At 60.1% G+C, this 21,662-nt stretch carries 25 protein-coding genes and 1 tRNA gene; 15 read left to right on the forward strand and 11 right to left on the reverse strand.

The genetic code is table 11. The features are described from left to right. Window positions 1-103: 103 nt before the first annotated feature. Window positions 104-1,621 (reverse strand): leucyl aminopeptidase, encoded by a 1,518-nt coding sequence (locus DOM27_RS16385; RefSeq protein ID WP_110657590.1) that lies wholly within the window; start codon window positions 1,619-1,621, stop codon window positions 104-106. 383 nt (window positions 1,622-2,004) lie between these two features. On the opposite strand from DOM27_RS16385, the gene lptF reads away from it, so the two are divergent. The 4 genes from lptF (at window position 2,005) to bfr (ending at window position 5,574) form a co-directional block, all read left to right on the forward strand. Next, window positions 2,005-3,084 carry an LPS export ABC transporter permease LptF gene (gene lptF / locus DOM27_RS16390; protein WP_110657592.1) on the forward strand — a complete coding sequence of 360 codons (1,080 nt, stop codon included), beginning with the start codon at window positions 2,005-2,007 and terminating at the stop codon, window positions 3,082-3,084. Continuing rightward, the gene (gene lptG / locus DOM27_RS16395; RefSeq protein WP_110657594.1) at window positions 3,084-4,148 is read left to right on the forward strand and encodes an LPS export ABC transporter permease LptG; all 1,065 of its coding nucleotides are present in this window, start codon (window positions 3,084-3,086) and stop codon (window positions 4,146-4,148) included. Before lptF ends, lptG begins: the two co-directional genes overlap by 1 nt. 401 nt (window positions 4,149-4,549) lie before the next feature. Beyond that, window positions 4,550-4,753, forward strand: a complete 204-nt coding sequence (locus DOM27_RS16400) for a (2Fe-2S)-binding protein (RefSeq protein ID WP_110657596.1) — start codon at window positions 4,550-4,552, stop codon at window positions 4,751-4,753. Between the two features lie 338 nt (window positions 4,754-5,091). Then, window positions 5,092-5,574, forward strand: a complete 483-nt coding sequence (bfr, locus tag DOM27_RS16405) for a bacterioferritin (RefSeq protein ID WP_075562680.1) — start codon at window positions 5,092-5,094, stop codon at window positions 5,572-5,574. A 161-nt stretch (window positions 5,575-5,735) separates the two neighbouring features. On the opposite strand, the gene DOM27_RS16410 is transcribed toward bfr, so the two are convergent. The 5 genes from DOM27_RS16410 to DOM27_RS16430 all read right to left on the reverse strand — a co-directional run bounded on the left by DOM27_RS16410 (window position 5,736) and on the right by DOM27_RS16430 (window position 9,407). Then, window positions 5,736-6,827, reverse strand: a complete 1,092-nt coding sequence (locus DOM27_RS16410; protein WP_110657598.1) for a 5-(carboxyamino)imidazole ribonucleotide synthase — start codon at window positions 6,825-6,827, stop codon at window positions 5,736-5,738. Between the two features lie 2 nt (window positions 6,828-6,829). After that, window positions 6,830-7,330 (reverse strand): 5-(carboxyamino)imidazole ribonucleotide mutase, encoded by a 501-nt coding sequence (purE, locus tag DOM27_RS16415; RefSeq protein WP_110657600.1) that lies wholly within the window; start codon window positions 7,328-7,330, stop codon window positions 6,830-6,832. 133 nt (window positions 7,331-7,463) lie between these two features. After that, on the reverse strand, window positions 7,464-7,694 hold the full coding sequence (locus tag DOM27_RS16420) for a DUF1653 domain-containing protein (RefSeq protein ID WP_110657602.1): 231 nt from the start codon (window positions 7,692-7,694) through the stop codon (window positions 7,464-7,466). After that, window positions 7,691-8,578 carry a tRNA cyclic N6-threonylcarbamoyladenosine(37) synthase TcdA gene (tcdA, locus tag DOM27_RS16425; protein ID WP_110657604.1) on the reverse strand — a complete coding sequence of 296 codons (888 nt, stop codon included), beginning with the start codon at window positions 8,576-8,578 and terminating at the stop codon, window positions 7,691-7,693. The genes DOM27_RS16420 and tcdA overlap by 4 nt, the downstream gene beginning before the upstream one ends. Window positions 8,579-8,588: 10 nt before the next feature. Further along, window positions 8,589-9,407: a pseudouridine synthase gene (locus DOM27_RS16430; protein WP_110657606.1), complete on the reverse strand. Its 819-nt coding sequence runs from the start codon at window positions 9,405-9,407 to the stop codon at window positions 8,589-8,591. 170 nt (window positions 9,408-9,577) lie between these two features. Here DOM27_RS16430 and DOM27_RS16435 point away from each other — a divergent pair, with 170 nt between their 5' ends. The 5 genes from DOM27_RS16435 (at window position 9,578) to DOM27_RS16455 (ending at window position 13,457) form a co-directional block, all read left to right on the forward strand. Beyond that, entirely contained in the window at window positions 9,578-10,333 is a 756-nt protein-coding gene (locus tag DOM27_RS16435) for an SIR2 family NAD-dependent protein deacylase (protein ID WP_110657608.1), read from the forward strand. A gap of 222 nt (window positions 10,334-10,555) precedes the next feature. Further along, a complete protein-coding gene (locus DOM27_RS16440; protein WP_110657610.1) occupies window positions 10,556-11,509 on the forward strand; it encodes a bile acid:sodium symporter family protein in 954 nt (317 codons plus the stop codon). Between the two features lie 96 nt (window positions 11,510-11,605). Next, window positions 11,606-12,412: a tRNA-uridine aminocarboxypropyltransferase gene (locus DOM27_RS16445; protein ID WP_110657612.1), complete on the forward strand. Its 807-nt coding sequence runs from the start codon at window positions 11,606-11,608 to the stop codon at window positions 12,410-12,412. 208 nt (window positions 12,413-12,620) lie between these two features. Beyond that, window positions 12,621-13,313, forward strand: coding sequence for a metal-binding protein ZinT (locus tag DOM27_RS16450; RefSeq protein WP_110657614.1), 693 nt, complete (start codon window positions 12,621-12,623; stop codon window positions 13,311-13,313). A 67-nt stretch (window positions 13,314-13,380) separates the two neighbouring features. Further along, a tRNA-Arg gene (locus DOM27_RS16455) sits at window positions 13,381-13,457 on the forward strand. A gap of 106 nt (window positions 13,458-13,563) precedes the next feature. Here DOM27_RS16455 and lpcA read toward each other — a convergent pair. Continuing rightward, the gene (lpcA, locus tag DOM27_RS16460; RefSeq protein ID WP_110657616.1) at window positions 13,564-14,184 is read right to left on the reverse strand and encodes a D-sedoheptulose 7-phosphate isomerase; all 621 of its coding nucleotides are present in this window, start codon (window positions 14,182-14,184) and stop codon (window positions 13,564-13,566) included. A gap of 128 nt (window positions 14,185-14,312) precedes the next feature. On the opposite strand from lpcA, the gene DOM27_RS16465 reads away from it, so the two are divergent. Both DOM27_RS16465 and DOM27_RS16470 read left to right on the forward strand, forming a co-directional pair. Next, window positions 14,313-14,777 (forward strand): ASCH domain-containing protein, encoded by a 465-nt coding sequence (locus DOM27_RS16465; protein WP_110657618.1) that lies wholly within the window; start codon window positions 14,313-14,315, stop codon window positions 14,775-14,777. A 147-nt stretch (window positions 14,778-14,924) separates the two neighbouring features. After that, entirely contained in the window at window positions 14,925-15,470 is a 546-nt protein-coding gene (locus DOM27_RS16470) for a GNAT family N-acetyltransferase (protein WP_110657620.1), read from the forward strand. A 120-nt stretch (window positions 15,471-15,590) separates the two neighbouring features. On the opposite strand, the gene DOM27_RS16475 is transcribed toward DOM27_RS16470, so the two are convergent. Then, entirely contained in the window at window positions 15,591-15,968 is a 378-nt protein-coding gene (locus tag DOM27_RS16475; RefSeq protein WP_110657622.1) for a cupin domain-containing protein, read from the reverse strand. An 81-nt stretch (window positions 15,969-16,049) separates the two neighbouring features. Continuing rightward, entirely contained in the window at window positions 16,050-16,859 is an 810-nt protein-coding gene (locus tag DOM27_RS16480) for an AraC family transcriptional regulator (protein ID WP_110657624.1), read from the reverse strand. A 183-nt stretch (window positions 16,860-17,042) separates the two neighbouring features. Here DOM27_RS16480 and DOM27_RS16485 point away from each other — a divergent pair, with 183 nt between their 5' ends. The 3 genes from DOM27_RS16485 (at window position 17,043) to DOM27_RS16495 (ending at window position 18,910) form a co-directional block, all read left to right on the forward strand. Continuing rightward, window positions 17,043-17,210, forward strand: a complete 168-nt coding sequence (locus DOM27_RS16485; RefSeq protein ID WP_188113739.1) for a hypothetical protein — start codon at window positions 17,043-17,045, stop codon at window positions 17,208-17,210. A 165-nt stretch (window positions 17,211-17,375) separates the two neighbouring features. Continuing rightward, complete coding sequence (locus DOM27_RS16490) at window positions 17,376-18,005, forward strand: LysE family translocator (protein ID WP_110657626.1); 630 nt, start codon at window positions 17,376-17,378, stop codon at window positions 18,003-18,005. 161 nt (window positions 18,006-18,166) lie between these two features. Then, complete coding sequence (locus DOM27_RS16495; RefSeq protein WP_110657628.1) at window positions 18,167-18,910, forward strand: sulfite exporter TauE/SafE family protein; 744 nt, start codon at window positions 18,167-18,169, stop codon at window positions 18,908-18,910. A gap of 120 nt (window positions 18,911-19,030) precedes the next feature. Here DOM27_RS16495 and DOM27_RS16500 read toward each other — a convergent pair whose 3' ends face one another. Further along, window positions 19,031-19,834, reverse strand: a complete 804-nt coding sequence (locus DOM27_RS16500) for a glutamate racemase (RefSeq protein WP_110657630.1) — start codon at window positions 19,832-19,834, stop codon at window positions 19,031-19,033. A 12-nt stretch (window positions 19,835-19,846) separates the two neighbouring features. Further along, window positions 19,847-20,488: a LysE family translocator gene (locus tag DOM27_RS16505; RefSeq protein ID WP_110657632.1), complete on the reverse strand. Its 642-nt coding sequence runs from the start codon at window positions 20,486-20,488 to the stop codon at window positions 19,847-19,849. Between the two features lie 811 nt (window positions 20,489-21,299). Between DOM27_RS16505 and DOM27_RS16510 the strand changes: the two genes are divergently transcribed. After that, window positions 21,300-21,662, forward strand: a complete 363-nt coding sequence (locus DOM27_RS16510; protein ID WP_110657634.1) for an AAA family ATPase — start codon at window positions 21,300-21,302, stop codon at window positions 21,660-21,662.

The following is a 21,662-nucleotide window of genomic DNA, read 5'->3' on the forward strand; positions in this document are numbered from 1 at the left end:
GGGGCGGGCGGCAGATGTTTTAAATTAGCATGCAAAGCGTTGGCTGCGAAGAGGGCGGCCGCCGCTCTTCACGGCCGCTCTTCACGGCCGCTTTGCACTGCGATCAAGCCTCCGGCGTGACCACCAGCTCGCTTTCGCGATCCAGCAGATAACGCGTCAGCAGACCTACCGGGCGACCGCTGGCACCTTTCTGCTTGCCGCTGTCCCAGCCGGTGCCAGCGATATCGAGATGCGCCCACGGGTACTTGTCGGCGAAGCGTGAAAGGAAGCAGGCTGCGGTGATGGCGCCCGCCGGGCGTCCGCCGATATTGGCGAGATCGGCGAAGTTGGACTCCAGCTGCTGCTGATAGTCGTCCCACAGCGGCATGTGCCAGGCGCGATCCCAGGACGCTTCGCCGGCTTCGAGCAGGTCGAGGGCGAGATCGTCATCGTTGGAGAACAGCCCGCTGGCGTGATCGCCCAGCGCGATCATGCAGGCGCCGGTCAGGGTGGCGATATCGACGACGCTGGCCGGATCGAAACGCTCGGCGTAGGTCAGGGCGTCGCACAGCACCAGACGACCTTCGGCATCGGTATTGAGAATTTCGACCGTCAGCCCCTTGAGTGTGGTGACGATATCGCCAGGTTTGATCGCGCGGCCATCCGGCATGTTCTCGGCGCTGGCGACGATCGCCACCACATTGAGCTTCGGCTTCAGGGCGATGAGACTCTTCATGGTGCCGAAGACGCTGGCAGCGCCGCACATGTCGAACTTCATCTCGTCCATGCCGGCACCCGCCTTGAGCGAGATCCCGCCGGTATCGAAGGTGATGCCTTTGCCGACCAGCACGTGGGGCGATTCTTCGGCGTCGTCGGCGCCTTGATACTTCATCACGATCAGCTTGGAAGGTTCGGCGCTGCCACGGCCCACCGCCAGCAGCGAGTGAGCGCCAAGCGTTTCAAGCGCCGCTTCGTCGAGAATCTCGACGTCCAGCGATCCGGCGGATTCCGCGGCCAGCGTCTCTGCCTGATTGGCGAGATAGGTCGGGGTGCAGATATTGCCGGGCAGATTGCCCAGGGTGCGGGCCAGATTGACGCCGTCACCCAGCGCGGCGCCGATGCGGGCACCAGCCTTGGCGTTATCCGCCTGATTTGCATCGCCCACCAGCAGTTCGATCTTGTTGAGCTGGGGCGCTTCTGGCGGAGTCGACTTGCACTGGGTGAAGCGATAGACCGCGCGCGTCGCTGACTCCAGCGTCATCTGCGCGTTCCAGGCGATATCGCGATCTTCGACTTCGGCGTCATCGAAGGCCACGGCAGCGCTATCGACCGGCAGCTTGGCCAGCGCGGTGAAGGCGGCGTCGAGCGACTTGCGCAGCGCGCCTTCGTTGAACGTTTCACGTTTGCCCAGCCCTACCAGCAACAGTCGCTCAGCGGCGAGGCCCGGCGCAAACGGAATCAGCTGTACGTTGGCAAGCTCCGGAGAGAAATCGCCGCGTTCGACGAGCTGCGCGATCAAGCGTTCGCTGGCGTCATCCAGTTTGGCAGCGGCGGACAGCAGGTCGCCATCCTGAAACAGCGGTACCACCAGGCAGGCTGTCTCGACCTTGGCCGGATTGACGGTCAGTACGGAAAATTCCATGTCGCCTCCAATGAACGATTGAGCTGGCTTCACGTCACATGCCTGTCGGTAACGAGACAAGCGAGTGGTGATTCAGGATAATGGCGCCGAATAGAGTCGCGCGGCAATGACGACGGCGCCTGTACTGGATTCTCGAGGACGGCCCCGACATTGATTGTCGGATCGACTTCGAAAGTCATGTCGACGAGCCCGACACGTTGCCGCCGACGAAGGCCCGACGATGCGCTCAGTTTACGCAAAGCCGAAGCGCGTTGCACAAGGCGCTTCGACAGCGGGTATCTTCGGCCCCAGCGACGAAGCGTTCTGGTTCGCCGAGGGGATGGCCGGCGAAGCGGACCGCGGCAGGAAGCCAAATCAGATGTGGATGTTGCCAGGAGTTTAGATTGATCGTATTCCGCTATTTGACACGCGAAATTCTGCTGACGATGTCGGCGGTAGCCGGCGTGCTGCTGCTGGTGATCATGGGCAGTCGTTTCATCCGCTATTTCACCGATGCGGCCCAGGGCGAGTTGCCGCTCAGCGCGCTGGGCACCCTGATGCTGTTTCATATGCCCAGCTTTCTGGAGCTGGTGCTGCCGCTGTCGTTCTTTCTCGCCATCCTGCTTGCCTACGGCCAGCTCTATCTCAATAGCGAGATTACCGTGCTGGTCGCCTGCGGTGTCAGCCCCAACCGGCTGCTGAGGGTCACCTTGCTGCCGGCAGCGCTCATCGCGGTGCTGGTCGGGCTTTGCAGCCTATGGCTGACGCCAACGGGAGCCGCGCACAACGAGCGCTTGATCGACGAGCAGAAGAGCCAGCTCGATTTTTCGCTGCTCTCGCCCGGACGCTTTCAGGATTTCGGCGATAACCGCACCGCCTATACGCAGTCGCTCAGCGATGACAACTCCCGCCTGCAGGGTGTGTTCATCAGCGAACTCCAGGGCAGCGGCGATGGCTCGCAGCAGCAGGTGGTGACGCGAGCCGAAAGCGGCTATCAAACCACCGATCCCGATACCGGCAGCCGTTATCTGGTCCTCGAAAACGGCGAGCGATACAGCGTCGACCCCGGCACCCCGATGGCGGATCAGCTGGAGTTCGGCAGTTACGGCGTGCGTCTGGCCACCGATGAAACGACCGAACTCGACCAGGACAGCGAGTTGATGACCACAGCCGCGCTGATTGCCGATGGTGACGACGGGTCCATGGCGCAACTGCAGTGGCGCATTTCGATGCCGTTGATGATCCCCATTCTGACGCTCCTGGCGTTGCCCCTGTCACGGGTGAATCCACGCCAGGGCCGTTTCGCCAAGTTGCTGCCGGCGATCTTCCTGCATGTCAGCTATCTCAGTTTGTTGCTGGCGGCGCAGGATGCGATCGGGCGGGGTAGTCTGCCGGCAAGTATCGGCATGTGGCCCATCCATGGGGTCTATCTGGTGCTTGGCCTGTTTCTGCTGCGCCGCGACCAGAAGCAGGGGGGCCGCTAATGCTGATCGATCGTCTTGACCGTTACATTGCCCGCAGCGTTCTGGGGGCAATGCTCGTCGTCCAGGTCATGGTGCTGGGGCTGGATCTGGTGATCTCCTACATCAATGATCTGGGCGATGTCTCCGGCAATTACACCGCTCTAGACGTGCTGATCTATCTGATCATGCGGCTGCCATGGCGATTCTATGAATATGCCCCGGTGGCGGTACTGATCGGCGCGCTGGTAGGGCTGGGATCGATGGCGTCCAGCAACGAGCTGACGGTGATGCGTGCCGCCGGGCGCTCGTTGAGCCGGATTCTGTTGGGCGTACTCAAACCGCTGGTGCTGGTGATTCTGATCACCATGGCGATCGGAGAGTTCGTCGGGCCGGCCACCGAGCAGAAAGCCGAGGCCTGGCGTCTGGAGCAATCCGAGGGCTCGGAGGCGGTGCTGTCGCATCGTGGTGGCTGGCAGCGTGAGGGCGACGACTTCTATCGCTTTGGTACGATTCGTGCCGACGACACGCTGATCAATGTCACCTGGTATCACTTCGACGGTCAGAAGTTGATCGATGCGACTCAGGCGGCGCGAGCGGTATGGGACGGCGACAGCTGGACGCTGGAAGATGTCGAGGTCACCCATTTCGAGGATGGCGGTACACGTGCCGAAACGCTGGCGACCGAGACCTGGGAGACGGCATTGACGCCGGCGCAGCTCAATCGACTGCTGCGGCCGCTGGATAGCCAGCCCATGACCAGTCTATGGCGCTACGCCGACTATCTGCAGGCCCAGGGACAGGAGGCGACCCAGCCGCTGCTCTACTTCTGGCAGAAGAGTCTGCTGCCGGTAACCCTGGCCGGGCTCGTACTGCTCGCCGCGTCTTTCGTGTTCGGCCCCTTGCGCAGCGTCGCCGCGGGCACGCGAATCTTCTATGGCGTGATCGTCGGGTTGACCTTCAAGTATCTGCAGGACCTGCTGGCACCGGCATCGGTACTGTTCGGCTTCTCGCCCTCGCTGGCGGTGGTGGTGCCGACCGCAGCCTGTTACCTGTTGGGTTTCTGGCTGCTGCGCCGTACCGGCTGAGAATCTGTCTACGATCTGCTGCGCGTCGGCCAAACATTGTTGAAAACACTTTCGGAATGCTCATTTAACCCCATGTAAACTCGTGCGCGAGCCCGGTCCTTTCTTCAAGTGTTGTCGCCTCGTTTGGCTCTAGCTCGCTAGATCGTAAAAAAGATTCCCACAGACATCGTTAGCAGGATGGATCACAGGACGCCGCGACCCGAAAGGGCGCGGCGTCTTCGTATCTGGGGAGCACGAGTTGGACGCCATGGGTCACTCACGATCGCCGATCGACGGCAGGCCATCTTCAGGTTTCTTTAAGACACGAGCGCTTAGTATTGGCGAGATGATTATGATTACGGGTTGAAATTGCCTATGCGAATCATTTACATTTGCTATCTCGTTAACAATGAGGCCTGCCCGTGTACGTCTGTCTCTGTGTAGGGGTCACCGACCGCGATATCGAAAATGCCGTTTCGGACGGCGCCAGAAGCTGGCGCGAGATCCGCGAGACGACCGGCTGTGCCGGTCAGTGCGGCAAGTGTGCCTGCACGGGCAAGAGCGTCATGCGCGAGGCGATCAGTCAGGAAATGGCGATGGATATGGATCTCGCCTACGCGGTTTGAGTCCGTTTCGCTCTCCCGAATTTCTCTCGACGTCAGCGGCTTCTCCTTGATTCTGCAGCGATTCACCCGTGGCCTACATGTTGTAGCCCATGTCTCGCGGACGTTGTTCGCTAGCGCGAGTCGTTATCAGCCGCGTTTCCATCTGCCAACCGCTTGCAGATGCGATCTTGTCGTAACCCACTGTAATAGTTGTAATTTCTTTTCCTTCTGGGCGATACTGCCGCTACCGGATCGACGCCGCCAATTGTGGTAGCGTGATTCACACGGGAGTGCGTGGCCTAAGCGTGCCTCCCCATCGCCAGATACTGGTTACTCGATGCAATGAGGAGAACACGACAATGAAAGGCGACGCCAAGGTCATTTCCTATCTCAACACCGTGCTCGGCAACGAGCTGGTCGCGATCAACCAGTATTTCCTGCACAGCAAGATGTACAAGGACTGGGGCTTCAGCGTGCTGGCCAAGTGGGAGTACGAAGAGTCCATCGAAGAGATGCAGCACGCCGACAGGCTGATCGAACGCATCCTGTTCCTGGAAGGCATTCCCAACCTGCAGGACCTGGGCAAGCTCAACATCGGCGAGAACTGCCAGGAGATGCTGCAGAGCGATCTCAAGATCGAGCACAAGGCCCGCGCCGACCTGCAGGAAGCGATTCCCTACTGTGAGTCCGTCCGTGACTACGTCAGCCGCGATCTGTTCATCAAGATCCTCGACGACGAAGAAGAGCACATCGACAAGCTCGAAGCGGAGCTGGGCCTGATCGACAAGGTCGGCATCCAGAACTATCTGCAGAAGCACATGTTCACGACAGAAAAAGAGTAATCCTCTAGATTCCATCTAGCGGTCGGCGACTGCGCAACCGCTCTTGCCGTCAATGAAAAGCCCCGATATCGGGGCTTTCAATTATCCGCGGCTACATTTTGAATTCTTGAAGTCTCGCAGTCTTGACGCCTCGAATTCGTGATCGTATTGAAGTCCCTAACTTAGCCCAGATCGTTCTTGAGCAGCAGTTCGACCGCATCAATGCGCGCCTTCAGCGTTTCGTCATCGGCGGCCAGCACGGTGATATGGCCGATCTTGCGGCCGGGGCGGGGCGCCTTGCCGTAGTCGTGCCAGCGCGTTCCGGGCAGCGCGAGCACGGCATCGCGTTCCGGGAAGGCACCAATCACGTTGAGCATCGCGCACGGTGCCAGACGCTCGGTCTCGCCCAGCGGCAGCCCGGCGATCGCCCGCACGTGATTCTCGAACTGGCTGGTCACCGCGCCCTCGATGCTCCAGTGGCCGGAGTTATGAACCCGTGGAGCGATCTCGTTGGCGAGCAGGCCGGCGGCGGTGACGAAGAATTCGAACGCCATCACCCCGACGTAGTCGAGCTCGTTCATCACCCGGCTGGCGTAATCTTCCGCCTGCGCCTGCAGCGGGTGAGACACCTGCGGCACCGAGCAGTGCAGAATGCCCTGGCGATGCTCGTTGCGCACCACCGGCCAATGGCGGATTTCTCCGTCACGGCTGCGCACGGCAATCACCGAGATTTCGTGGTCGAAGTCGATGAAGCCTTCGAGAATCAGCGGCACGCTGCCCAGTTCCTCGAACGTGCCAGCGACGTCCTCGGGCTCGCGCAGCACTTTCTGGCCCTTGCCGTCATAGCCCATGGTGCGCGTCTTGATCACCACCGGCAGGCCGATTTCGCTCACCGCGGTATCGATATCCGTCTGGCTGTCGATTCTGGCGATCGGCGGCACGTCGATATCCAGCGAGCGGAACAGCGACTTCTCGACCCAGCGGTCCCGGGCCGTGGCGAGCGCCTGCGCCGGCGGATAAGCCGGGCGCTGTTGGGCCAGGCGTTCGACCGCTTCGGTCGGCACGTTCTCGAATTCGAAGGTGATCGCGTCGCAGGTCGCGGTCAGCGTGTTCAGCGCCTCCGGATCCTGCCAGTCGGCCTGCAGGTGCTGGCCGTGAGCGGCGGCACATGGCTCGCTGCCCGGATCGAGGAAGGTGAAGCGCAGGTCCAGCGGTGCGCCTGCCTGGGCGAGCATGCGGCCGAGCTGGCCGCCACCGACGATTCCGATTCGCATGGTCACTCCTGGTCTTCGGGTCGAGGATCGGGGTTGTCGAGCACCTTGCGCGTCTGTTCGGCGCGGTAGGCTTCCAGCGCGTCACGGATACGCTCGTCGTGATTGGCCAGCATGGCGGCGGCGAGCAGCGCGGCGTTGATCGCCCCGGCGCGGCCGATCGCCAGCGTCGCGGTGGGGATGCCGGCCGGCATCTGGACGATGGAAAGCAGCGAGTCGACGCCGGAAAGCGTGCTCGACTTGACCGGCACGCCGAGCACCGGCAGTCGCGTCTTGGCGGCGCACATGCCCGGCAGATGGGCGGCGCCGCCGGCACCGGCGATGATCACTTCCAGCCCACGGTCGGCAGCGGTCTCGGCGTACTCGAACAGCAGGTCCGGCGTGCGGTGAGCGGAGACCACCTTGGTTTCATGCTCGATACCCAGCTTTTCGAGGGTCTCGACGGTATGGCAGAGAGTCGACCAGTCCGACTTAGAGCCCATGATCACGCCGACGCGTACGCTCATGCTTCCTCCCGTGGGAAATGATTCGCCGACCGCTGTCCTACAGTGACGGGCCGTCGCTTGGAAAGCGGCGCATTATACCCGTCCTGCCGGCAATCAGACAGCCACGAGGCGCAGTGCTGATCACGCTGGCGAATTAGCGAAACGCCTTCTCCAGCGCGAATCTCGCCACCGGCTCGTCGCTGACGCTGACCTGTTCGCAGAACATGGCGAGCGGGCGCACCCACAGGCCGTAGTCGCCGTAGAGCGCGCGGTAGATCACCAGCCACTCTTCGGTCTCGCTATGCTGAGCCACGTCCAGGACTTCGTAGAGCTGGCCCTTGTAGTGGCGATAGATGCCCGGCACGGGCCTGTGGTGTTCACTCATGACGGAGTCTCCAGGGTCTCGGCTGATCTCTCGGACGCCATCTTCTGCGTCGGTGTTTCCATGCCCTCGGCGGCGCGTTTGGCTCTCTCGGCCAGCCGGGTCAGCACACGACCGGCGGCGACGAAGCCGAAAGTGCCGGTGACCACGCTGACCGCACCGAAGCCGGCGGCGCAGTCGAGCCGCGTAGCCTGGCCCGGGGCCGGTTTCTGCAGACAGACTTCGCCGTCTTCACCGGGATAGACCAGCTGCTCGTCCGAATAGACGCATTCGATGCCGAAGCGGCGTTTGGGGTTGCGCGAGAAGCCGAAATCGCGACGTAGTTTCGAGCGCACCTTGGCCAGCAGCGGGTCATGTTCGGTGCGAGTGAGATCGGCCACGCGCACGCGGGTCGGATCGCTCTGACCGCCGGCACCGCCGGTCACCGTGATCGGCAACTTGCGCCGGTTGCAGTAGTGGATCAGCGCGGCCTTGGCGCCGACATGGTCGATGGCGTCGATCACGTGGTCGGCGTCGGCCGGAATCCGCTCGGCCAGATTGGTCGGGGTGATGAAAGCGGCGTCGGTATTAATCTCGATGCCCGGCCAGATCGCGCGGCAGCGCTCGGCGAGCACCTCGACCTTGGGCTTGCCGATCTGACCGTCCAGCGCATGGAGCTGACGGTTGACGTTGGAGACGCAGACTTCGTCCAGATCGATCAGGGTCAGCTTGCCGATGCCGGAACGCGCCAGCGCCTCGGCGCTCCAGCTACCCACGCCGCCCACGCCGATCACCACCACGTGCGCCCGGCGAAAGGCGTTGGCAGCGCGGGTGCCGTAGAGGCGTCGAATGCCACCGAAGCGGAAGTCGTAGTCGTCGTTGTCTCGAGTCTCGGTCAATTCGGTCATGGGCTCTCGATCATAAAGGGATGTCGATCGGTTCGGCATGCTCGGTGGCGCTGGCGCCATCTTCCCACCGGGCACCGTTCAGCGTCAGATGCGCCTGCCAGCCGAACCGCGTGAGCAGGGCGGTAAAATGATCGTCGGGGGCCGCTTCCAGCGTCAGCGTGCGGTCCTCGAACGGGTGTCGAAATTGCAAGAAAACCGCTGCAAGCAGCAGGTGCGGGCAGTCCAGATGATCGCGAAAGTAGCGGTTGTGAACGCCCTTGCCATGCTTGGCATCATTGATGATCGGGTGCCCACAGTGGGCCAGATGACGCCGAATCTGATGGCGCCGGCCCGTCTCCGGACGCGCTTCCATCAGCGAGTAGCGCGACTGCGGATAGCGATCGACTGCCACCGGGATCTCCACCGTCGTCAGGCGCCGGAAATGGGTCAGCGCCGGATGCGCTGGCATCTCCGCCTTGGGGCGAACGCCGTCTTCCTCGCGCAGGGCAGCATCGACACTGACCGCCTCCGGGCCCCAGCCGCGAACCACCGCCAGATAGCGCTTGGTCATCTGCTGCTCGGTGAACGCCCGGCTCATCGCCGCCGCCGCTTCGCTGTCCAACGCGAACAGCAAAACGCCGCCGGTAGGGCGGTCCAGCCGATGAACCGGATAGACGTGCTGGCCGATTTGATCGCGCAGCGTCTGCATCACGAAGCGGGTTTCGCCACGGGCCAGCGCCGTACGATGCACCAGCATGCCGGGCGGCTTGGCCACGGCGATCAGGCGTGCGTCGCGGTAGATCACCGGCAGCGGCCCAAGGCGCTCGGTTGGGATAAGCGGCGCGGTCATGGCACTGGCCTGGGTGAACTAACAGGGCGCTATTGTCGCGGCTGGCGCGGGCTATCTCAAGGGCTGGCTCAAGGGCTTGGCTCAAGGGCTTGGCTCGAGTGCCGCCCGGCACCTCGCATGCTAGCCTCGATGATAACGAATGCGTGAACCCTCAGGATGAGCCTGCCGCCATGAACGACGTCACGAACGACGCCACGAATGACGATAACGACGCCCGCCATCTGGTCGTGCTGACCGGTGCCGGTATCAGTGCCGAAAGCGGCCTCAAGACCTTCCGCGATGGCGATGGTCTTTGGGAGAGCCATCGCGTCGAGGATGTCGCCACGCCGGAAGCCTGGGCGCGCGACCCGGCAAGCGTGCTGCGCTTCTACGACGAGCGCCGCGAACAGACCCGCCGGGCCCAGCCGAACGCCGCGCATCGGGCGCTGGCCGAACTCGAGGCCTCGGGCTTTCGAGTCAGCGTGATCACGCAGAACATCGATGACCTGCACGAGCGCGCCGGCTCGCGACACGTCCTGCACCTGCACGGTGAGATTCTGCTGGCGCGTTCCTCGGCCGATGCCAATCTACGTTATCCGGTGGACCAGACCTCGCCGAATGGGGCCATCGCGATCGGCGATCTGTGCGACAAGGGCAGCCAGCTGCGCCCAGACGTGGTCTGGTTCGGCGAAGCCGTGCCACGCTACGCCGAGGCCTGCGATATCGTCGCCGAAGCCGATGCCTTGCTGGTCGTCGGCACCTCGTTGGCGGTGATGCCGGCCGCGTTGCTGCTAGAGCAGGCACCGTTCGAGGCGCCATGCTGGCTGGTCGATCCCCATGCAAGAGAACTGGCGCCGCCGGGTGTCAGCCCCATTGCCGAACCGGCCAGCCAGGGCGTGCCGGCGCTCGTCGCACGTTGGCGAAAACAGGATCGTTTCGCTGACTGATTCCTTGACTGACTTTCTAGGCAGATGCTGTAGACCGTCTTCCAGACTGACAGACGTGTTCCGCACGCTTCCTGCCTTTTGCCTATTTAGTCGCGGCACGCTCTGCGGCAAAATGGCGCGCCCGGTCGATGTCGGATTCGCTCTCGCATCGACCCCAACAGAGCCGCTCGAGCGGCCCCGACTTGCCCGTTGGCAGGTCAATCATCGCTAGGACACATCATCATGTTTGAACGCATCAACCGGTTGTTCCCGGTCTGGGCCGTCTTGCTGGCCGTCATCGCGGCTTTCGAGCCGCAACTTTTCGTCGGGCTGAAGGCGGATATCACGACCCTGCTGGTGGTGATCATGTTCGCCATGGGCCTGACGCTGACCCGCGAAGACTTCGCGCGGGTGATCAAGTCGCCCAAGCCGATCGCCGTCGGCGTCGTGCTGCAGTTTCTGATCATGCCCGTCGCCGCGCTGCTGGTGTCCCGCGTGCTGCAGTTGAGCCCGGAGCTGACCACCGGGATGATCCTGGTCGGTGCCACCGCGGGCGGCACCTCTTCCAACGTGATGACCTGGCTTGCCGGCGGCCACGTGGCGCTCTCCGTGTCGATGACCATGGTTTCCACCGTCATTTCGGTCGTCGCCACGCCGTTCATTACCTGGCTGCTGGTCGGCCAGAGCATCGACGTGCCGGTTCTCGGCATGCTGTTGAGCATCGCCAAGCTGGTCATCGCGCCGATCGCGCTGGGTGTCATCGTGCATCACCTGCTGGGCGCGCGTATCCGCAAGATCGAATCGGCGCTGGCCACGCTCGCCATGGCTGCCATCGTGCTGATCATTGCCATCGTGGTTGCGCTCAATGCGGGCAATCTGGCCACGCTGGGACCGATCGTCGCGATCGCGGTGATTGCCCATAACAGTATCGGGCTTGCCGCCGGTTACTGGCTGAGCCGCGCGCTGGGCTTCGATATTCGCACCGCCCGCACCATCGCTTTCGAAGTCGGTCTGCAGAATTCCGGCCTCGCGGTCTCGCTCGCCAACCAGTTCTTCACGGCCGGTGCCGCGCTGCCGGGCGCGCTGTTCTCCGTATGGCACAACGTCTCCGGTTCGCTGCTGGCGGGCTACTGGAAACAGCGTGGTGTTCGATCCGAGGGTAAGGCAGCGAAAACGAGCGAGAGCGTCAGCCGCTGAGATCGATACGAATGTTGTCTTAATTCCAACGCTGGGGAAGCGGGGCGAAGTGCTAGAATGCGCGCCCCGCTTTTTTGTGCGCGAGACAGCCGAACCATGCGTGATGATGCCGAACTGACGACCGAAGCCCGGTCACTGAGCGAGACCGAGTTTCCGAGTCCTGAGGCCAGGCGCGACTCGGCTGTCGGAGACACGACCCCGCCGCGCCGCGAATTCAAGGCGCGGGGTAGCTTCGTCGAACGCTGCGACGGCTGCCGCCTGCCAGTGCTCAATTGTCTTTGCCCGTACCGCGTGACCGCCACTAGCGATGCCCAGGTATGGCTGCTGACGCACTCCTACGAACACAACAAGCCCACCAACACCGGGCGGTTGATCGCCGACGTGCTGCCGCAGACCCAGACCTTTACCTGGTATCGCACCGCGCCGGAGGCACGCCTGCTCGAGCTGCTGGCGGATCGCCGCTACGTACCGTTCGTGGTGTTCCCCGATGACCAGCCGGACTACCAGCACCGCGTGGTCGACGAGCGTGCGGTGATCGGCGCCAAGCAGGATGGCTTCATTCCCGTTTTCATCCTGATCGACGGCACCTGGCGCCAGGCGCGGCGCATCTTCCGCAAGAGCCCGTATCTGGATGGCCTGCCGGTATTGCCGCTGCATACTGACCGCTTGACCCGCTATCGGTTGCGCAAGCCGGCATCGGCTGCGCATCTCTGTACCGCCGAGGTCGCCGCCGAACTGCTGCGCAAGGCGGGTGACGTCAACGCCGCCAACGTGCTCGACGACTATTTCGACGCCTTCAACGAGAGCTACGCCGAGAGCCGCTTCTATCGCAAGATCGAGAAACCTAGTGCCGCCATGCAGCGCCTGCTCGACCGACGCGCCATGGGTACGACTGACTCCTGAGCTTGTTTCTCGTCTGTTCCGTCATCCTGACTTTTATCGTTCCCCCATTTTTCCCCCTATCTGACTGCCGCCTCGACGCGGCAGAGGGGGTGCGCTGTCCGCTCCAAGCGGTGCTGAACGATCGCAGTGATTGATAAAATGTTATGATATAACGTATTGTATGGGCGGCGAGCTAGCCATTACGTGGATCAGAGAGGGGAATCAATTCATGAAGTTAGTATCAGCGCATAACGCGGGTGCCGTGTTGATCGGCTTGCTGACGATGGGCAGCTATCAGGCCGTATTCGCCGCGGATCACGATCACGACCATAGCCATGAACACGCGCATAGCCACGACCACAGCCATGCACATGGCCACGATCACGACGATGATATCCACGCGGGTTATTTCGACGATGGCCAGGTCAAGGATCGTCAGCTTTCTGACTGGGAAGGGGATTGGCAGTCCGTCTATCCTTATCTGGAGGATGGCACCCTCGATGACGTCTTTGCTCACAAGGCCGAGCACGGTGACAAGAGCGCCGACGAGTACAAGACCTATTATGAGAAAGGCTATCGGACCGACGTGAATCGTATCGTCATCGACGGCGACAAAGTCACCTTTTTTGATGGCGGCGAAGCGCACACCGGCGAGTACGCCTACGACGGCTACGAGATACTGACCTACGAAGCCGGCAATCGTGGCGTGCGTTATATCTTCGAGCGGGAAGGCGGCGATCAAGACGCCCCGCAATATTTCCAGTTCAGCGATCACGTCATCGCGCCCACCGATGCGGACCACTACCATATCTATATGGGTGATGACCGCGAAGCGCTGCTCCAGGAAGTCGTCAACTGGCCGACCTACTATCCCTCCGATCTGAGCGGTGAAGAGGTCGCCGAAGAAATGATGGCGCACTGATAAGTCACGGCAGGCCTTCGAGGCACTCGCATCGGAGGCCCCTGTAATGTTATTGTCTGCGCCGTGCGCCCGAGTGGCTCAACTGGATAGAGCAACGGCCTTCGAAGCCGTGGGTTGCAGGTTCGAGTCCTGCCTCGGGCGCCATTTCGATTGATCTCGAATGATCCCGCCTCATCAAACCGCGCATCACCACTGACCTTGCCTGCTGTTCGGCTCATCAATACCCATTCTGAATTACGATCTTCAAAGCTCACGCCACTAGTTTCTCCACCATCAAAATGATCGAGTGGATCACTTTGATATGGATCTCCTGGATGCGGTCGGCGTAGCCGAAGTGAGGAACCCGGATTTCCACGTCGGCGAGCCCCGCCAATTTGCCGCCATCCTTGCCGGTCAGCAGTATGACGTTCATGTTCTGGGCTCTAGCGGCTTCGACGGCCTTGATGATGGTCTCGGAGTTACCCGAGGTCGAAAGACCGAACAGCACGTCTCCGTGCCTGCCCACGGCTTCGACATAGCGGGAAAATACGTGTTCGTAGCCGAAGTCATTGGCGACGCAGGAAAGGTGACTTGGGTCCGAGATCGCGATGGCCGGCAGGCCGCGGCGGTCCTCCCGAAAGCGTCCGGTCAATTCTTCGGCGAAGTGCATCGCATCACAGTGTGAGCCGCCATTGCCGCAGGCGAGTACCTTTCCACCAGCCTTGAAGCGTGCCGCCAATAATTCAGCTGCCTGAGAAATGGCCTCCAGCTGGGTTTCATCTTGCCTGAAGCGAGACAGCACGTCCGCTGCTTCGCTCAACTGATCTCTTGCGATGTCTTTCAATTCCAATGGGTTTTCCTTTACGACGTTGTGGCGCGCTATGGTTGTCATGGCTTTCTGACTGCAATCTTACTCTCGAGTATCGTATTGCCGCGATAGAGCCAAGCTCGTGCCTGCCTTGAGGTGCTTAACTAAACCGCTAAGCCGAGGTAGGCAGCTAATACAAACGGTGGATGCTTATGACTCAAGAGCAGCGGGAGATGTTCACAAGTTATCTGACAACTCTCAGCGAGCGCGCGCGGAGTGATGTCTCGCAGGTAGCAGTGGAACATTTTTGCGACAACGAGGCGGATGCTAACGACTGTGCCGCCTTAATCAATGATGGCATCAAACGTGCAACCTGCGCGCTGATGCAATCCTATCGAGCTGAAGGCTCACCACTACCCACGCCAGGCGCTTTAACGCTTGTTCTCGATTGGTCTCAGGCTCCGGTATGCATCGTCAGAACAACAGGCGTCGAGGTTTCGGCATTTGATCAGGTTCCGGAGACGTTCGCTTATCTTGAGGGAGAAGGGGACAGGACCTACAAATCTTGGAGAGAGGCGCATGTTCTCTTCTTTGAGCGAGAGGCGCAGCGACTAGGCTTGAGGTTTTCCAACGATACTTCCTTGGTAATGGAGCACTTCGAAAAAGTCTTTCCCTGAAGTTTGGTTCGCAACGGATACTCATGGCCGATCAGACTGTCGCGGCCAGACGTCCAGCTTAATCGATGGCGCTGATCGCACCGTGCCCTTCATGCGCTCTGTCTCTCGACGAAATGCCTGCGCTGGTTAATGTAGAGAGCCGTCATTATGATGAATGTGGAAGTCTTTCAGCCAAGCGAAGAGCACCAATCGGCGTTCCTGTCTGCTGTTCAGCGTAGCGAGTCCGTTTTGGGGCATTGGGTTTCTCCGCCAGACACACCGGAGAAATACGCGGATCATTTGCGCCGGTACTCAGCGGAGTCGCACTACAGCTATTTTGCCAAGGCAGGGGACGGCACGCTGGTTGGGTGTATCAATCTGAATGAGATCGTTCGGGGTGCGCTCCAGTCGGCGTATCTCGGCTACTACGCCTTCAGCCCGAACCAGGGCAAAGGGATGATGAAGGAAGCATTGAGTGCCGTGATTTCCCACGCCTTTGGCGAACACGAGCTTCACCGGTTGGAGGCCAACATTCAGCCAGGTAACGTGCGTTCGGCTGGCCTGGTCAAGTCCCTGGGCTTTCGGTTGGAGGGGTATTCGCCTCGGTACCTGAAAATTGATGGTGAGTGGAGAGATCATGAGCGCTATGCGATCACGTCGGAGGATTGGGCTGTCGAGGCAGCCGCCGCCCGCGACCGGTCAAAAGGCACCTGAGCTCAGCCGTTGCATGTCTGCTTCGCACCAAACTTTTTCCGTGTCCACTAGCCCTTATCCGGGACAGACAGGCGCCAGATGTTTAAACGATAACTAGCTCTCTTATGGCGAGCGGGGACGTTAGACCCACTGATCATTTTCAGCGGTTAGCTCTCCATCTTCATCGCCGGTGTTTTTTACGCCCTTGGGTTCTATCAGCATCAAGCGAACCTCCCGTGCGGCGTACGGTTTGTGCTCAATACCCTTTGGCACGACGTATAGATCGCCGGAGTGCAATGTGACCGCGCCATCACGGAAATCAATACGCAACTCGCCCTCCAGTACATAAAACGCTTCATCAGTGTCGGCGTGACTGTGCCAGATAAAATCGCCTTCGATCCGCGACACCTTGAACTGGTAGTCATTCATTTCGGCGATGACATGTGGCGACCACAGGTCGACGACTAAATCGCTTTTTCGAAAGGGGCTGACGGCTTGGGAGGGGCGCTGTTCGATCATGGGGAAGCTCCGGTCTGTTGGAGCGAACCACGTTAATACCGAGCAGGGTGTGGGTCTTGAACGATCCTGCAGAAGGGTCGATCAGTCTTGCTTCAGTAGCGAACGCCAGCGCGATGGGGTGACGCCAAAAGCACCACCGAAGGCACGAGTCATGTGGCTTTGATCGGCGAAACCCACCGAGACTGCGACATCCGTCAGACGGGCACCGGCTGCGATCTGCCGACGAGCAAGATCCAGTCGGCGTAGCGTGAGGTAGCGATAGGGACTGGTGCCGAACAGCGCTCGGAAATCGCGGGAGAGCGTCCAGCGTTCCTGGCCGGCTATCCCTTCCAGTTCTTGCAGGGTCACGCTGTCACAGCGGTGCGCGTCAAGATAGTCCCGCACCCGGCTTGCCGCGTGGTAATCCAGTGTCTGCCGTTGACGAGAAGGGCGGCCATCGCTGTTGGCCTCCAGTGCATGGGCGAGATCGGCGAGGCCGTCGTCCTCTTCCAGGGGGTCGAGTGGAGCATCTAGCGTGCGCAACAGCGACTGCACTGCGCTGGTCAGGCCAGGATCGGTCGATAGACCTCCATCGAGATAGGGGAGCGCCTTGCCGCCGAGCACTGACTGAATGAGCGATGGTGCTACATAGAGGATGCGGTAGTGAAAACCGCGTTCGTCTCCGGCGTGGCCATCGTGAACTTCGTCTGGGTGGAGCACGATGACCGTGCCGGGCAGGCTGTGCCGGTGACTTCTGCGATAGTGAAAGCTTTGTACACCGCCCAGGGTGATACCGATTGCGAAGGTATCGTGGCGGTGCATGCCGTAAGCGTGGCCCTGAAAACGCGCTTCCAAACGCTCGATACGAAGCGAGGGCGCGACGATACACCAATCTCCAGCGGAACCTGCCATAACCTGTTTCCGGGTGACAACACTTAGCGCTGAAGCATAACGCTTCCATGGAGAGTGCGTTAGAGATCTGGTGACCTCGCTAACGCCAGCCTCGTTGTCACCCCGCAGCGCACAGCGCACACTTCGATTACCTAACGGATTGCGCGAGCCCACCTCCCGCATGGATGCGTTGCGAATTTCGAGATGATCGCGATCATCGCTTGCGCTTACCTTGTGGCTGCCTTAGTCAACGGGGCGACGGGCTTGAGATTTTCGACATTCGCGCTGCCCATTCTCGCACGTGGCCTGAAATCCACTATACCGCTGATCATCATTCCCGTGCTGATCAGCAATGCCATTGTGATGATATAGGCGGGGCATGGGTTCGGATCATTACGCTCTGAGCTTTCGCTCGTCGACTGGGCTCAACCGACGGTTTTACTACCGGCTTCACTGATGGTCCATGATAGCCTTAGAGCCTTGGCTTGAAGCATTCAGTCGGCGAATCTCGAGCAAACCTGAGGCAGGGGTAGGAAAATGGATCTGACGTTTCTGCTGGTATTTTTGCCAGCTTGTTTCGCCATAAACATGGCGTTCGGCCCCAACAATTTGCTGGCGACGACCAACGCCGCTCGCATTGGGCCGGTTCGCACCATCATCGCCTCGTTCGGGCGGATCGCCGCTTTCATCCCCATGATCGCGATTGCGGGTATCGGAATGGGCACGCTGTTGACCACCTCGATGTGGTTTTTCATCGTCGTGAAATGGGCAGGAGCGGCCTATCTGGCATGGCTCGGGATCAAGCTTCTGATGAGCAAGCCGCAGTCGGTGATCGTCGAGGGGGTAGCGCCTCAGTCGATGAGGTCGCTAATGCGTCAGGAATTCCTGGTTGCCGCCGGTAACCCCAAGGCGATTTTGGTCTTCACCGCCTTTTTGCCGCAGTTTGTAATACCCGAACACTACGCCTTGAGCTTCACCCTGGTGGGCGCATTGTTCCTGATCATGGAAATGTTCGCGATCGCGATCGCGATCTACGCCGTGCTGGGTAGCAAGATCGGCCGATATCTGCGCAACGGCAAAGCAATGCAATGGTTCAACCGCGCCAGCGGCGCCCTGATGGTCGTCTTTAGCATCGGCATGTTGGCGATGAGGCGCCCGGGGGTTTAAATCGCACGTTTCCGAGCGTCGCTCTCTCGATTCTTGACGAATGAATGGGTTTTGCCTGAAGACGTTCGGGGCGTTCGCTATTCCGAATTATCGCCAACTGCTAACACGCGAAAGGGCAGAGCAAACTTCCGTGTGAACTCTACCTTGAGCATGGACACGCCGTGAATCTCGAGACGATTCTGATCATCGCCTGTGCCTACCTCGTGGCCGCCTTTGTCAAAGGGGCGACCGGACTGGGGTTCTCGACATCCGCGCTACCCATCCTCGCGCTTGGGCTGGGACTGAAGTTCGCGATGCCGCTTGTGATCATTCCCTCGCTGGTCAGCAACGCCATCGTGATGAAGCAGGCAGGGCATTTCGGCGAAACGATGCGGCGCTTCTGGCCGATGTTTCTTGCCACCATTCCCGGCCTGCTGATCGGCCTCGCCGTGCTGGGTCTGATCGATAGCCTGGTCGCCGGCGCGATATTGGGCTTGGTGCTGATCGGTTACGGCGCCTTCACGCTGTTTCGACCTGGCCAGCCGATGCCGGAGAGCCTGGGCCGTAAGCTCGCACCGGTTTCCGGCTTTCTCACCGGTCTGGTGAATGGCATGACTGGATCGCAAGTCATGCCGGTACTGCCGTTCCTGCTCGCGCTCCGGCTAGATCCCAAGCGGTTTATCCAGGCGATCAATATCTCCTTCAGCCTCTCGAGCCTGATCATGGCCGTGGGCCTGGCGAAGCTGGGGCTCATGACAGTCGAATCGATCTGGATCTCGCTGCTGGGGCTGATACCCGTCTACGTCGGCACCAAGATCGGCGGCATCGTGCGTCAGCGGATGGATGCCGACACCTTCCGCAAAGTGGTGTTGGTGATGCTGATCATCTTCGGTGTGGTGCTGGTCAGCAAGACCGCACTGGCATAGGGCGGATAGCGCCATTCGGGGCGGCTCTAAGTTCTGGATGGGGCTTGGCCACCGGTTCCTAGTCAACTCCCCTTGGCGAGCGAAGGGGCCGCTCCAATTGGGTCGATACGGCGCGCGATATCACTGCGGTGTTTCTACGATCTCAAGAGTCAGCTCCACGCCAAGACGATCCAACATGCGGCGAAAATCACTGACGGAATAACGCTCGTCTTCCGTCACTATCGTTCGAATCCTGCCGCTTCCCTCTGTCCCGTCGCCTAGGCTTGCGACAACGCTTTCGGCTGGGTCCAGAAAGAGACACTGAGGGCGTGCGCGTTCAAAAAACGGCTTGAGCCAGGGTAGGTGAGTGCTCGAGAGCGTCAGTGCATCGAGGTCGGGCTTTCGTTCAAAGAGGGAGGTCATAAAGTCGTCGACTTTCTTTTGCGTACCCGGCGGATCGAACAGAAACTCGCCGCTCTCGACCAATTCGACCATGCTCGAAGCATTGATCAGTTCGACACTGGTCCCATCGAGATCGTGACCCGCCACGAACTCTCGCAGCATTTTGCTTTCTACGAGTGACCGGACACCCATGATCCCTATTGCATGGTTGGTCGAGGCTGCCAGCGCTGCTGTCAGCGGGGGGAATACGCCAAAGACGGGAAGCCGAGTCATTGGCCTTACATCTTTCAGCACGGTGATCGACGGGGCGTTTGACGCCACAACGATTGCTGAAGGGTCGAATGTCTCCAGAAAGCCCAGTGTCCGCCTCATGACTTGTGCCAGCTCCTCCGGCGCTTTGCTGCCGTAGGGGAAACTGGCGCGATCCGCGAAATAAATCACGTCCTGACGGGGCAGCCGCCGCTGTATCTCGGCCACGATGGCGTAACTGCCGATGCCGGCATCGAAGACGGCAATGGGGCGGTGAAGGGTCTGTGATTCCATGAGGCGCGATCCTTATCTGTGTGAAGCAGCCAGCGCGCCACCCGCTGCCATGAACAGCCCGCCAGTAGTGCGATTGAACAGGCGGACTCGGCGGGATGTACCGAACCATCGGCTCACCGTTGAGCCCACCGAGGCATATGTGGTCATGGTTACCAGATCGACTACCAGCCACGTAAGCGCGAGGATCGCGAACTGCGACCACTGCGGCTGGCTTAGGTCTATGAAGTTGGGAAAGAGCGCGCCAAAGAACAGCAGATCCTTGGGATTGCTGATCCCTATCGTAAATCCTTTGCTGAATAGCTTCCGTGTAGGGCGAGCGCTAGTCGTCACGGCGTCGGCATCCGGTACGCTTTCAGTCGCCATCGGCTCGGAAGGTGCGCGCCAAGCCTGAACGCCGAGATAAACCAAATACGCGGCGCCGAACGCCTTCAATACGATAAAAGCGGCTTCGGATGTCGCGAGGATCGCCCCCAGTCCCATCGATGACAGAGCCATCAAAGCGAGCGAGGCCAGTGCGCCGCCCATCACCGTCGCCAGTGCCCGCCGACGGCCATGGCGCAGTCCATGATGCATGCAAAGTAAGGCTACCGGTCCGGGGAACAGAATCAGTGCGGTAATGACGCCGAGATAGGTGATCCAGACGGCGGGATCCATTGTGTTCTCGTCCTTACGTGGGCTTGGTGGCGGTGAATGACACACGGCGCGAAACATGCGACCGGCTTGAGCATACCGCAGCTTGAAGGAACTCGAGCCCGCCGACTCTGACAGGCTGGCCTAAACGCCTGGGCGCATTTTATGGGTGAACGCTGCCCTATCCAGCGACATTGCCCCCTGTGGCCACCAGCCAGCCTTAACTTCGCCGCAACCTGCCGGCGCGCTGTCGACTCCCCGCCCCGCCTGCGCGCTAAATGGGTCGGTTTTGATGCAGCGTTGCAGAGGGCGCTGGGCCGCGCCAGTATTGGGGCGGCGGGGCGATTCAAGAAGCTGGAAAACGATGCAAAATGATGCGTTTTGCAGCTTACTCGACGAAAGATGGTGGGATACAAAATAGATAAGTGAAACAGTGTGTGGCAGGTTGATACAAAAAGTGTTCTTAAGACAGCCTGAGAGAGCACAAGTGAGACTAGCGGGAAGCGGTATTCGATTTTTCCTGCTCCTATACATCGAAGTTGCACCGATATTGGGGCTTCTATAGTCGCATGCCTGGACACGGACACGGACACGGACACGGACACGGACACGGACACGGACACGGACACGGACACGGACCTGTGCATAAATTTGGTTAGCAATCGCATGCACGTACCGTGATTACATTATAGTTTGCGGGGATGGACTAATGGTCAGGACGATTTCCATTTGCAACCGTAAAAGCTTTCATCCTACCAAGGTGTATCCAGTTTGCTTGGATCCCACCAAGACTGCTACATACATTTATGGCCTTAATTGAGTAGGAAAGTCTGCCATTGGTGAGGTTGTCGATGGGATCAGTCGTGGCGATCCGAAGTTCGACCATTGCGGAGTTGAAACTACTGATGGGGCGAGATGCCGCTATCTAGTTTACAACCAAAGCTTTGTTGATCGTTTGATTGGTCCGCCTATGGAGGGAATCTTTACTGTCGGCGAGGTTGATACAACTCGACAGCAGCGAATTGATGAAGTTATTGCTCAGGCTGGCAAGCTGGATGCAAAGATCGTAACTGATGATGCACGAGTAAATGAGGCTGGTCAGAACGTCGATAAAGAACTAAAACGTGCAAAACAGAAAATTTGGAAAGCGTATGAATTGGTTGTCTTAAATGTTTCGCTTGTGCCAATTCCATGCTAG

The sequence above is a fragment of the Salinicola halimionae genome (genome assembly GCF_003206065.1).
Classification (GTDB): Bacteria; Pseudomonadota; Gammaproteobacteria; order Pseudomonadales; family Halomonadaceae; genus Salinicola; species Salinicola halimionae.